Below are 12,661 nucleotides of genomic sequence, written 5' to 3'. Positions count from 1 at the left end.
ATTTTCTGTTTTCTAACCCAAAAAATTAAAGGGCTGGACAGGAATTGTCTGACGTAAAGTCATGAACAGAAATTGCTCCTGAAACGATAGCTTCACGTGCGGCTTTTACTTTTGCTTTCATGGCATCAGTAATAAGAGCTTTGTTGTTATCGTCTAGGGCCCAATCAACACCGTTTTCAGCGAGACCAAGAGCATGGATACCTGGCTTCCAAGTACCAGCCATGGCAGTTTTGAAGGCATTGTAAGCGGCAACGTCAACACCTTTGGTCATTGATGTCAGCATCGTTCCTGGTTGAATATGATTTTGGTTTGAATCAACACCAATTGCCAATTTACCTGAATCTTTAGCAGCCTGATAAACACCAATGCCTGTACCGCCAGCTGCAGCAAAGATAACATCAGCGCCTTTATCGAATTGGCTTTTTGCTAATTCAGACCCTTTACTTGGATCGTTCCAGGCAGAAGGCGTAGTCCCTGTCATGTTGCTGTATACTTCAGCATTTGCGTTGGCAAATTTTGCACCCTGGGCATATCCGCATGCGAATTTACGGATAAGTGGAATATCCATACCACCGATAAAGCCAACTTTATGGTTTTCAGATGCCATTGCCGCAAGAACACCAACAAGGAATGAGCCTTCATGTTCTTTAAATACGACGGACTGAACATTTGGGAGGTCGACAACAGAATCGATGATTGTGAAGCGAATGTTCGGAAAATCTTTTGCAACTTTTTCAATCGCTGGACCCTGAGCAAAACCAACGCCGACGATCGGATCTGCACCACGTTGAGCCATTTTTCGGATGGCTTGTTCGCGTTGAGATGGGTTTGTAACTTCGAATTCACGGTATTTAATTCCGGTCTCTTTCGAGAATTTTTCGACGCCGTTATAAACACCTTCGTTAAAGGATTTATCAAACTTACCACCCATGTCGAAAACAACAGCTGGTTTAATTTCGTCGGCGTGAGCGGCTGCAGCCGTTAATGCAATAATTGATGCAGCGGCAGTCTGGAACAGCTTCTTCATTTGAGTGCCCAATCCCTGTCTATTGGTTATTAAATAGTATTCGATTTTTTTTTGCCGACCTCCAATATAACTCGGAATCGGTCGTCTATGGTGAGGCAAAACCCTAACATGTTCAACCAATCGTTAAAGCTTGAGGTGAAAAAATTGTTCAATCGGTCAAAAAAATAACTAATTTTCTCGTAAAAATAATAACATATTCAATAAAACATTAAGTATTGGGAGCTATGCTTATCCACTAATATGGGGGTCATCTGGGAGCCAATAATGAGTAAGATCGAGCCAAAAAAAGAATTTTCTGCAGAACGGGGGGTCCGGTTACGTCAAGGATTAGCGCCAACTGCGACTATATCTAATATGCAGTTATTTGAATCTATTAATGAGCTCAGATCTGAAATCACAGCTCTTAAACAGTCTAATGCAATGCAACGACAGCCTTCCTCGGAGTTAAGCCAGGAAGAGAGAAATTTCAACGACGCTGAAGATGTTCGTATCGAGATAGCCCAAATGGTACGAATGATCGGCAAGACGAAAAAAGAAATTGCACAGATTAAGCATCCGGATGATGTTGATGATCCATTTGCTCAGTCAACGAATGAACTCGACGCTATCGTAATGGCAACTGAAACTGCCACTAACAGTATTCTTGATGCCAATGAACAAATCGAGGCGACGGTGAATGAATTATCTGGCTTGTTACACGATGACACAGATGTTCAAACGGCCTGTGATAAAATTGCGAATAATGTCATTACGATATTGGAAGCTTCAAATTTCCAGGATATCACTGGGCAAAGAATGACCAAAATTATCAATACGCTTCGGTTTATTGAAGATCGAATTGTCTCGATGATTAATATATGGGGAGTTGAAGCCTTTGTTGATTTACCAGTTGGGGAAGAAGATGGTCGAGAAGGCGATGACCAATTGATGAACGGTCCAGCTGCTGAGAACGAGGGTATTACCCAAGATGATATTGATGCGCTTTTTGATTAAGCTGTTCGCATCCTAAAAAAAAAGCGGGGAAGAGATTCCCCGCTTTTTTTATTTTCTTAATCAACGAGTTCACAAGAAAGCTGTTCTGCCAATTGCTGCATTATAAATTCTGATGCATTCAATTGAACCGCAAAACCATCCTTCATGTGTCTTAAGACGATACCTTCAAATCGGCCAAAGTTATCGATGTGTATTTTAATGGTATTGTCTAGTGCAGGCCTTAATCGCGTAGAAAAACAAATTCCCCCACCTGAAATATTCAGGCACTCAGTAGTTTCCCAACTTTCTCCAAGATTTATAAGTGCTTTCAATTCGCAATTATAACGTGGAAATCTGCGACGCTCTTTCGAACTATCCTGCAATTAGATCCTCCTTATACAACTCTCAAACCTTATTATACGCGTCAAGAGAAGTTGTTTAATATGAACTCGCTTATTTTCGCTTACTCAGTGCGTTGGATAAGGTGATAACCAAATGATGTTTCAACAAGATCACTCGTTTCACCTGGTTCCATAGAAAAGGCTGATTCTTCAAATTCAGGAACCATCATTCCTTTGCCAAAATGTCCTAGATCTCCACCATCGTTGCCTGAGGGGCAGTCAGAGTGCTCTTTTGCAAGATCAGCAAATGATGCGCCGCCAGCGATTTGTTCTTTAATATCTTTCATCAAAGCTTCTGCAGCATCTTTGCTACGAGTTGCTGTGGAACGCATTGAACCTTCGTACATTAGAAGGATGTGTGACGCGCGTACCTGATCTGACATAACTTATTCTCCATTTAAAAACCGCACATTATTGCGGGTATTGATACTTAACAATAACGTGCGGTTTAAATTGATCAATGGTGAGTTGATAATTATGTGATATTAAATTTTTGAAGAACGTCAGCGAGGTCATCGCCAAAGGTTTTTCCCCGTCGAATAACACCAACGCTCATCGGTAGAGCCTGCATTGCCGGGTCATCTGGATCAAGACTTGTTAAAACGGCAACGTGGGTTTTTTTGGTAGAAGGCATTGCCTTTAAGGCACAAGCCAGATCAGCTCCGCCCAGTCTTGGCATAACCATGGATGTGATAATCAAATCGGGTTTTGTCTCGAGTATCATTGTAATGGCTTCGAGAGGTTCTGTTAGGGATGTAACCCTGTACCCACAGGCTTCGAGTTCTCTTGCGACAACTTTCCCAGCTGTTCTTTGGGGGATGACCAAAAGAACTTCGGTGTTGGTGATTTCGATATCTTCTACATTAAAGGTAATTTTATGCGGCATGGACCGCACTACTTCGGCAATTGTCTCCGTAGGCATTGCCTCGCCGTCGAGAAGTGCAGAAATTTTATCACTATATGTTTGAAGATCTTTTATATTTTGATCTTCAAGGTCAGTAACCCCACCAAGGTATTCGTCTAGTCGGTGAGTTATAGCGGCTAATCCAGGGATATTAACTGATTTTGCTTTAAATCTAAGGTTGGAAGAATCTTGGGCTAAACGTTCAGCCGCAGTCTTTCCATCTAAATCACCTGTGCGTACTTGTTGTAATGTCAGTTCAAGGTTCGATGCAACATCTCTTGCTTCGTCGTGCATCTCACCTTCAGCAATTTTATCTGCTTCTTCTTCACTAATCACAGAACCTGAATTTTTATTCATTAACCTACCGCCTTAATTCATATTACCAGCAAAAGATAAAGGTAATGAGTTAATGCTCTGCTAAAATTTATATATAGTATGCTGTTTAATTTCGATTTATTGGTGAACGCACCACATATTTTTTGATTATGCCAGGAGTCATATTAAAAGGCATAAAAAAAAGCTGCCTAGTTTTTTATACTAGGCAGCTTTAATCAATGTACTTGATTACTTATTTGATGAATACAGTTCTGTGGGATCTTTTTCTATATCCATAATCTCTTTTAATCTTCCATCTGGTTGCACCGATCGATAGAAGCAGCTTCGACGCCCAGTATGGCAGGCAACTCCGTGCTGTTTTACGAACAATAATACTGTGTCCCCGTCACAATCGATCAAAAAATCAACAAGTTCTTGATGCTGTCCCGATGTTTCGCCTTTTTTCCACAAGCTTTGTCGTGATCTGGACCAATAACATACGCGGCCGCTGTTTATTGTTTCTCTGATTGAGGCTTCGTTCATCCAAGCCATCATTACGACATCGCCTCTTTCGCTGTCTTGGGCTATGGCAGGAACGAGGCCTTGGCTATCAAATTTAATAGCGGAAATAATATTCGTCATAGAATCTTTGGTCATTGCATCAATCTTTAATTCGCAGACATTCTTTCAAAGCCTGCTTCAAGGTCTCGAATGAGATCATCTGGATCTTCAAGGCCAATATGTAACCTTAAAAGCGGGCCTTCAGCATTCCATTTGGTCGCTGTTCTAATAGAGCTTGGATCACTTGGAAGGATAAGGCTTTCGTATCCGCCCCAACTATACCCTATACCATAGAGGTCAAGATCGTTAACCATCGCATTGATAGCAGATTTTGAGGTTGGGTTCAGTATAAAGCTAAACAACCCGGTCGCTCCTGTCATATCACGCTTCCATATTTCATGGCCTGGATCCTCAGGTAGGGCAGGGTGGAGCACACGAGATACTTCTGAACGGCTTTGCAGCCATTTCGCGACTTTGATGCCACTTTCTTGGTGTTGCTTTAACCGCACGGCCATTGTTCTTAAACCGCGCTGAGCGAGATAGACATCATCTGGACCAGAACATTGTCCCAGGTGGAAGGTGGTTTGTTTCACCTTCTGATAACATTCTTCCGTCGTAATAATGAGACCAAGCATGGCATCGGAATGACCGACAACATACTTCGTGCCTGCGTGGACTGAAATATCGACACCCAGTTCAAAAGACTTACAAAAGAGAGGTGTTGCCCAGGTGTTGTCCATAATTACCAGAGCCCCCTTACTGTGAGCAGCTTTCGATATCGCTGGTATGTCCTGCATTTCGAAAGAGTGGGATCCCGGTGCTTCTGTAAATACAAGCCGTGTATTCGGCTTTATAAGGGTATCTATATCTTTGCCAATTAATGGATCGTAATAGGTTGTTTCCACGCCCATGCGTTTTAGTACGTCATTACAGAACATTCTTGTTGGTGCATAAACGGAATCCGTTACCAAAATGTGGTCACCAGATTCTACTAAACTGAGAATTGCTGTTGTAATGGCGCCTAGGCCGGAAGAAACACAAAATGCTCCGTATCCGCCTTCGAGTTCTGCAATTGCATTTTCAAGTGAGAAAACTGTAGGAGTACCTTGTCGCCCATAATTGATGGTACCTTTTTCAAATTTAACAGCAGCACGTGCTTCCATTTCCTCGACAGAATTAAATAGAATGGTCGAAGCATGATAGACAGGCGGATTTACGACGCCATGATTATCAGAAGGGTTTCTACCAAGGTAAGTAATTTTTGTTTCTTGCGAAAAGTTTTTCTTGGACATGAAGTTCTCTATTAATTTGTATCTGATAGGGAAATGGTAGGGCAGCATCCTCTTAGAATTTCACTAATGCAAGTGATAGTCGACTAATCAGGTATAAATCTCTGTCGAAAACTTTAAAGAATCGGCTTCAGTATCAGTCCGTTATCGAACTAGATCGGCCTGAAATTTTAAGAAAATAGGATTCTGAAAACAGTTTTTCGATGGCGCAGAGAGGACAAATTTCAAGGGAATTTAAAAAATTAACCAAACTTTGAATCTGTATTTACAATTCTTTCGTGAAAAAATAATAAAGTTTTAACTATGACATTCCTTACAACATATTGATTTTATTGATGTAAAATAATTTCAATAAAAATTGTCACCTAACAAAGTAAAAAATGCTGTTTTCCGATCCGCTTCGATAGGTTACTGGTAGTACATGTTTATTGCGTTGGTGAACAAAATGTATGCCGATGAAAAATAATCGGGATGTCCTGTTTGCGACGTCTTTAAACAAACAATAAACGTGTTAAACAGCAGGGAAGACACAAAAAATGAAATTCGGAAAAGTCCTTTTTGTGGCAGCAGCAGCAGCCACAGCTATGACCGCTACAGCACAAGCTGGTACTCTTGACGATGTCAAAGCACGCGGTGAGCTACAGTGTGGTGTTGCTACACCACTACCTGGTTTTGCTGCTCCAAACGCAGACAACAAATGGGAAGGTCTTGACGTAGAAGTATGCCGCGCAGTTGCAGCAGCTGTTTTCGGCGATCCTATGAAAGTAAAGATTACACCAACGACTTCTAAAGAGCGTTTCACCGTTCTTCAGTCTGGTGAAATCGATATGCTTGCTCGTAACACTACTTGGACATTCTCTCGTGATGTTAACCTCGGCTTTGAATTCGTTGGTGTTAACTACTACGATGGTCAAGGTTTCCTCGTGAACAAAAGTCTCGGTGTTTCCAGTGCAACTGAACTAGACGGAGCTTCCGTTTGCGTTCAAACTGGTACAACAACTGAGTTGAACCTTGCTGATTATTTCCGTGCACAAGGCATGAAATATGAAACAGTTCCAGTAGCTACAGCTGAAGAAGGCGCGAAAGTATATGATGAAGGTCGTTGTGACGTTTACACAACTGATGCTTCTGGTTTGTATTCTCTTCGTTCAACACTTGCAGCACCAGCTGAGCAAGTTGTTCTTCCAGAAATCATTTCTAAAGAGCCACTCGGTCCACTCGTACGTCACGGTGACCAACAGTGGGGCGATATCGCTCGCTGGACTCTAAACGCTATGATTATTGCTGAAGAGCTAGGTGTTACTTCTGCAAACATCGATGAAATGACATCTTCTACAAACCCAGAAGTTCTTCGTCTTCTTGGTGTTGAAGGTAACATGGGCGAGCAGCTTGGTCTGGACACTAAGTGGGCATACAACGTAATTAAAAACGTTGGTAACTACGGTGAGTCTTTCAAAAGAAATCTTACTGATACTCTGAACATTGAGCGCGGTATCAACGCTCAGTGGAAAGATGGTGGTCTGCTTTACGCTCCTCCAATGCGCTAAGTCGAGACATTAAAGCCTGATTCGTCTTTGTGTAGGGGTACCCTTTTTGGTTGCCCCTACCTTGGATGATCAGGCTTTAATTTTAATAAAAATAAGCATTAGGAGGCAGTATGTCGGCTGAAACTGCACAAAATGCCCGTGGGTCGGGTGGAGCCTCGCTCTTTTCGGATCAGCGGTTTAGATCGCTTTTCTTCCAGGCACTCGTAATTGGCCTGTTAGGCGCATTCCTCGTATTCATCGTCTTCAACACAGCGCACAACATTGAAAAACGTGGTATTCAAACCGGTTTTGATTTTTTAAGTGCCCCCGCTGGATACGACATCGCCATTTCCCCATTTATGGAATATACCGCACAACACACGCATGGTCGTGTATTCCTTGTCGGTCTATTCAATACGCTTCTGGTTTCCTTCTTGGGAATAGTTGCAGCAACCGTACTCGGTGTATTTCTAGGTGTTCTTCGCCTGTCACCCAACTGGTTGATAAGTAGAATTGTTTATTGTTATGTCGAGATGACGCGTAACGTTCCTTTGTTACTGCAAATTCTTCTGTGGTACGCAATCTTCCTCGGATTGCCTGCTGTTAAGCAGAGTATGACTTTTTTCAATGAGACATTTATTCTAAACAAACGTGGCCTCATCCTTCCAGAACCTTTACCTGGTGATGGTTTTATGTTGGTTCCTATCGCTCTTGTCGTTGGCTTAGTTGCCAGCTTTATCTTTGCGAAATGGGCTCATAAAACGCAGGATTCTACTGGTAAAACCTATCCGGTATTTCTCATAAATATGGCGATGATTGTTGGTTTACCTCTCCTCGCATTTGTGGTGACAGGGTTCCCGCTTGATTTTGCATACGCAGAATTAAAAGGATTCAACTACAAAGGTGGTGTTTCCATCAAGCCTGAATTTACCGCGCTTTGGTTTGCGTTAAGTCTCTATACTGCAGCTTTTATTGCAGAAACAGTTCGTGCAGGTATTCAATCTGTATCGCACGGTCAAACTGAAGCAGCGGAAGCATTGGGTTTGCGCCCAGCCCGGACGATGAACTTGGTTATTCTTCCTCAGGCTCTGCGCGTGATTATTCCTCCAATGACCAGTCAGTATTTGAACTTAACCAAAAACTCTTCACTGGCTGTTGCCATCGGGTATCCCGATATTGTGCAGTCTTTTGGTGGGGTTACGCTTAATCAAACTGGGCAGGCTATTGAGGTTATCTTCATTACCATGTTGGTCTACCTTACAATTAGTTTGGTGATTTCAATGGTTATGAACTGGTATAATAACCGCGTACGCTTGGTAGAAAGATAGGAGGAGCAGATGAGTTTAGCTGAACAACAATATGCTCCTGGCGAGCATCCGGATCTGCCGGCTCCTTTGGGAGAGGCAGGACTGATTGCATGGTTTAAGAAGAGATTGTTTTCCTCTATTGGGAATACAATTTTGACAATCCTTGCTCTTTATTTCCTTTACAATGTACTGTCGACAGTTATTTTTTGGACACTGACGGGTGCAACATTCGTTGGTGAAACCAAAGCTGATTGTACATTGGGTGGCGCTTGTTGGCTTGTTATTGGTGATCGTTTCCACCAGTTTATGTACGGCCTATATCCAAAATCTGAGTATTGGCGACCGAACCTAACTTTCGTACTAATGCTAATTGCAATAGTACCAGTACTGTTTGACAAAATTCCACATCGTGGGAAGTTCCTACTGTTTTCAACACTTTTCCCGTTCATTGCTTTTTTCCTTTTAAGCGGTGGTTTGGGTATGGAAACTGTAGACAGTTCAAACTGGGGCGGTCTGTTACTTACTCTTGTTCTCGGTGTTACTGGGATCGTTGCTTCTTTCCCGATCGGTATCGTATTGGCGCTTGGACGTCGATCAAATATGCCAATCGTTAGAACGCTTTGTGTTTGTTTTATCGAGTTTGTACGTGGCGTACCGTTGATCACCATTTTGTTTATGGCTTCGAATATGTTGCCGTTGTTCCTGCCGGAAGGCGTGAACTTCGATAAACTGCTTCGTGCCCTGATCGGTGTTGCACTGTTCTCCTCTGCTTATATGGCCGAGGTTATTCGTGGTGGTCTTCAAGCCATCCCGAAAGGTCAGTTCGAGGGTGCAGATGCGATGGGTCTCAGTTACTGGCAGTCCATGCGTCTGATTATTCTCCCTCAGGCACTTCGTATCGTTATTCCTGGAATCGTGAATACTTTTATCGGTTTGTACAAAGATACAACACTTGTATCCATCATCGGCCTCTTCGATCTTATCGGAATTGGGCAGGTGGCAGTTGCCGATGTTAAGTGGCGTGGACTTGCGCCGGAGACTTACGTGTTTATCGCGTTATTGTTCTTCATTTCCTGTTTCTCGATGTCGCGTTACAGCCTCTGGCTTGAGAATAAACTCCACACTGGTCATAAAAGATAAGGAGCCTGGTATTATGAGTAATGCAAATGCCAATACCTCGAAAAAAACTGATGAGGTGGCTATCCAGTTGAACGGTGTTCACAAATGGTATGGCCAGTTTCATGTACTTAAAGATATCAATCTGACGGTTCAACGCGGTGAACGTATCGTTATCTGTGGTCCTTCTGGCTCAGGTAAATCTACGTTGATTCGTTGTATCAACCGTCTAGAGGAACACCAGCAAGGTGATATCATCGTTGATAACATCGAGCTCACAGGTAACCTCAAGCATATTGATGCGATCCGCCGTGAAGTTGGTATGTGCTTTCAGCACTTTAACCTCTTCCCGCACCTGACTGTTCTTGAAAACTGTACTCTTGCACCGATTTGGGTTCGCAAGATGCCGAAGAAAGAAGCAGAAGAAATTGCGATGCATTATCTGGAACGCGTTAAAATTCCAGATCAGGCAGGCAAATTCCCAGGTCAGCTTTCTGGTGGCCAGCAACAACGTGTTGCGATTGCCCGTTCACTTTGTATGAACCCACGTATCATGCTGTTTGATGAGCCGACTTCGGCTCTTGATCCAGAGATGATTGCGGAAGTTCTCGACACAATGATTGAGCTTGCTCAAACCGGTATGACAATGCTGTGTGTTACCCACGAAATGGGCTTCGCGCGTAAAGTTGCCGATAGAGTGATCTTTATGGATGGGGGAGAAATTATTGAAGAAAATGAACCCGAAGAGTTCTTCAATAATCCTCAATCCGAACGAACTCAAAAATTCTTGAGCCAAATCCTGGCCCACTAGTTTTTACGGCATACGTTCTATTGAAAAAGCGGTTGCATTTTGCAGCCGCTTTTTTTGTGTAAACTTAACAGTAATCTATACAAATTATTGAATGAGTGGATAATGTAATTTGGGACTTTTAAAATAACTTAGGGTGTTCAATTTGTTCAATTTTGGTCGAATGGCTCAATTATGCCTATCGTTGATTTTTCTCTGGATTAGCATGGGGGACGCCGTTGCTGGCCCCATCCGTGATACGATTGAAGATCGAGGATATCTACGTTGTGGCATTGAAAAAATCGAGCCGTTCTTAGGCTTTAAAAATCCACTTGAGAGTGCGGCTAGAGAGTATTGCCAAGCTTTGACGGTAGCCCTTTTTCAGGATCGTAAAGCGCTTAAAATAATCCCAATCCCCAACGGGAAAAAACACGATTACATCAATAATGGTAAGGTTGATCTCGTTATGTTGGCTGGGAGGGACCGTTTTGATAAAAGTCAAAAATCAATTCTGTCAGCCCCTTTATTAATCAATGGAGTAAGAGTTTTAAAACCAAATGGGGAGAAAAATTTTATTAGACTAAGCGGTAACCGCATATGCACACTTAATAACAAAGTAAATAAAAGTGGGTTAGCTGTTCTCGGACAAAAACAGCAGATTAGCTTTAGTGTTATCAGCTATGAAACTCCTGAACAGTTATTAGAAATGACTTTAAAGCACAACTGTAAGGCCATCGCTTTACCCCGGGTTAATCTACGACAATTTAAGCAGAAGATTTTATCAAAATTTCCCCAGGCTCATATTCTTAGGGAATCTTCTACAAAAGATTCATTAGGAATTCTGGTATCAACAAGTGACAAGGAGTGGGTAAATATCACCAGTTCTTTTGGGCATGTTTTGCTTGAGGCTGAAATCGGGAATATCAGCTCTAAAAATATCGATATCATCGCCTCGACAACAACAAACGAAGCGGTACAAAAATTACTTGGCTTAAAGGGTGATCTTGGTTTGTCGCTCGGGTTAGATAGACAGTGGGCTTATCGGGTAATCAAAACACACGGTAACTATAAGGAAATCTATCAACGACATTTTGGGGAGAATAGCGCATTCCCCATTCCGCGTGATCCCATCGAGCAGCTAATTGGTGATTAGGTAATTACGCCATACTCACATCGTGAGACTTATAAATAAGGTAATTTAATCCGGTAAACCCCCGGCTATGCCGGGGGACTCTCAATGGTTTGACCGTTCCCACGGTCTTACATTTCTTTGTTTATTGACCAAAATAACAAAGGAATTAGCCGATGAGAGATTACAAAAGCCTTGCACATACGAGATGGGATTGTAAATACCACGTGGTTTTCATCCCTAAACGCAGGCAAAAAGTTATCTATGGCAACCTACGTCAGTATCTTGGTGAAATTTTCCATGAACTGGCCGGGCATCGCGAAAGTAAGATTGAGGAGGGCCATTTGATGCCGGATCACATTCACATGTGTATCAGCATACCGCCCAAACATGCTGTTTCAAAAGTCGTTGGATACCTAAAAGGAAAAAGCGCGATTGCCATAGCTCGAAAATTCAAAAATAAAGCACGGAATTTCAAGGGTGAAAATTTTTGGGCCCGTGGATATTTCGTCTCAACTGTAGGGCTCGATGAACAGATGGTGAGGGAGTATATCAGAACGCAAGAAGAGCGTGATAAGTACTTTGACCAAATGGATATATTCAATCCATAACCGCTTTAGCGGTTCCCAATTTGCCCCTTTAAGGGGCTCACCCGCTTAAGCCCCCGGCTTTGCCGGGGGTCATTTAACTTTAGCTTCTAGCCTTCGGTCTTAAATGAGGAGACTGAATTTAACCGGGGATCATCAATCAATTTTGAGCTTTGGTCATAAACGCTAAAACCGCACTTTTGATAAACACCCAACGCTTTAGGGTGATCTAGGGTACAGGTATTAACGGTGAGACGTTTGGGTTCGTAACTCCAGGCTATATCGATCATAGATGAAAGTAGGTATGGACCCAATTTACATCCAACAAATTCGGGGATTAAACCAAGATAAGCGAGATCAATAACGGGGTGTTCTCTGCGATCTAGTTCGGCATATCCAGCAGGCACCCCATCAAAGTAGAGCACGTAAACCTCTACATCCTGATTTTTAATTACCTTGGCTAAATCTTCGTCTGACATCGTGCGGCGTTCCCACCACAACCAAGGTGCGCCAACAGTGTTGTAGAGATAGCGGTAAAATGAAACAGTAGGATCATAAGCTCTTATAAGGGAGGTTTTATGTCCATGGGGGGAGTTAAGCATCAGGTTTGACGGGCGCTCAAACATTTCCAGAGAGGTTATTGTTACCTCAAGTTTTTCGCCCGTAAAATTTGAACCATTATCATCTTTATTGACCATTTTTATATGCTCCACCCCTGAGAACTTCTGCTTCTACGTTGA

At 42.6% G+C, this 12,661-nt stretch carries 14 protein-coding genes; 7 read left to right on the top strand and 7 right to left on the bottom strand.

Annotated elements, in window-relative coordinates; genetic code table 11:
- Window positions 1–25: 25 nt before the first annotated feature.
- Entirely contained in the window at window positions 26–1,027 is a 1,002-nt protein-coding gene (locus ACOGW3_RS02575; protein WP_419901527.1) for a BMP family lipoprotein, read from the bottom strand.
- A gap of 264 nt (window positions 1,028–1,291) precedes the next feature.
- On the opposite strand from ACOGW3_RS02575, the gene ACOGW3_RS02570 reads away from it, so the two are divergent.
- Window positions 1,292–2,020, top strand: coding sequence for a protein phosphatase CheZ (locus ACOGW3_RS02570; protein ID WP_419901526.1), 729 nt, complete (start codon window positions 1,292–1,294; stop codon window positions 2,018–2,020).
- A 56-nt stretch (window positions 2,021–2,076) separates the two neighbouring features.
- Here the strand turns inward: ACOGW3_RS02570 and ACOGW3_RS02565 are convergent, their stop codons facing one another.
- From ACOGW3_RS02565 to metC, 5 genes are all read right to left on the bottom strand, one after another.
- Window positions 2,077–2,382 (bottom strand): PilZ domain-containing protein, encoded by a 306-nt coding sequence (locus ACOGW3_RS02565; RefSeq protein WP_419901525.1) that lies wholly within the window; start codon window positions 2,380–2,382, stop codon window positions 2,077–2,079.
- An 80-nt stretch (window positions 2,383–2,462) separates the two neighbouring features.
- On the bottom strand, window positions 2,463–2,783 hold the full coding sequence (locus tag ACOGW3_RS02560; RefSeq protein WP_419901524.1) for a peptidylprolyl isomerase: 321 nt from the start codon (window positions 2,781–2,783) through the stop codon (window positions 2,463–2,465).
- Window positions 2,784–2,875: 92 nt separating this feature from the next.
- Window positions 2,876–3,661, bottom strand: a complete 786-nt coding sequence (locus ACOGW3_RS02555) for a response regulator (protein WP_419901523.1) — start codon at window positions 3,659–3,661, stop codon at window positions 2,876–2,878.
- Window positions 3,662–3,868: 207 nt separating this feature from the next.
- Window positions 3,869–4,276 carry a phosphoribosyl-AMP cyclohydrolase gene (gene hisI / locus ACOGW3_RS02550; protein WP_419901522.1) on the bottom strand — a complete coding sequence of 136 codons (408 nt, stop codon included), beginning with the start codon at window positions 4,274–4,276 and terminating at the stop codon, window positions 3,869–3,871.
- A gap of 11 nt (window positions 4,277–4,287) precedes the next feature.
- The gene (gene metC, locus ACOGW3_RS02545; protein ID WP_419901521.1) at window positions 4,288–5,472 is read right to left on the bottom strand and encodes a cystathionine beta-lyase; all 1,185 of its coding nucleotides are present in this window, start codon (window positions 5,470–5,472) and stop codon (window positions 4,288–4,290) included.
- Between the two features lie 533 nt (window positions 5,473–6,005).
- Between metC and ACOGW3_RS02540 the strand changes: the two genes are divergently transcribed.
- The 6 genes from ACOGW3_RS02540 (at window position 6,006) to tnpA (ending at window position 11,945) form a co-directional block, all read left to right on the top strand.
- Window positions 6,006–7,016: an amino acid ABC transporter substrate-binding protein gene (locus ACOGW3_RS02540; protein ID WP_419901520.1), complete on the top strand. Its 1,011-nt coding sequence runs from the start codon at window positions 6,006–6,008 to the stop codon at window positions 7,014–7,016.
- 110 nt (window positions 7,017–7,126) lie between these two features.
- A complete protein-coding gene (locus ACOGW3_RS02535; protein ID WP_419901519.1) occupies window positions 7,127–8,323 on the top strand; it encodes an amino acid ABC transporter permease in 1,197 nt (398 codons plus the stop codon).
- Between the two features lie 9 nt (window positions 8,324–8,332).
- Entirely contained in the window at window positions 8,333–9,442 is a 1,110-nt protein-coding gene (locus ACOGW3_RS02530; RefSeq protein ID WP_419901518.1) for an amino acid ABC transporter permease, read from the top strand.
- A gap of 13 nt (window positions 9,443–9,455) precedes the next feature.
- Window positions 9,456–10,229, top strand: coding sequence for an amino acid ABC transporter ATP-binding protein (locus tag ACOGW3_RS02525; protein WP_419901517.1), 774 nt, complete (start codon window positions 9,456–9,458; stop codon window positions 10,227–10,229).
- Between the two features lie 202 nt (window positions 10,230–10,431).
- On the top strand, window positions 10,432–11,358 hold the full coding sequence (locus ACOGW3_RS02520; protein WP_419901516.1) for a hypothetical protein: 927 nt from the start codon (window positions 10,432–10,434) through the stop codon (window positions 11,356–11,358).
- Between the two features lie 152 nt (window positions 11,359–11,510).
- The gene (gene tnpA / locus ACOGW3_RS02515) at window positions 11,511–11,945 is read left to right on the top strand and encodes an IS200/IS605 family transposase (protein ID WP_419901154.1); all 435 of its coding nucleotides are present in this window, start codon (window positions 11,511–11,513) and stop codon (window positions 11,943–11,945) included.
- Window positions 11,946–12,031: 86 nt separating this feature from the next.
- Here the strand turns inward: tnpA and ACOGW3_RS02510 are convergent, their stop codons facing one another.
- Complete coding sequence (locus tag ACOGW3_RS02510; protein ID WP_419901515.1) at window positions 12,032–12,619, bottom strand: GNAT family N-acetyltransferase; 588 nt, start codon at window positions 12,617–12,619, stop codon at window positions 12,032–12,034.
- Between the last annotated feature and the right edge of the window lie 42 nt (window positions 12,620–12,661).

This window comes from Kiloniella sp. (assembly GCF_965205715.1).
Classification (GTDB): Bacteria; Pseudomonadota; Alphaproteobacteria; order Kiloniellales; family Kiloniellaceae; genus Kiloniella.
The sequence above is the reverse complement of the archived record's forward strand: the minus strand, read 5'-3'. Positions and strand labels throughout refer to the sequence as shown.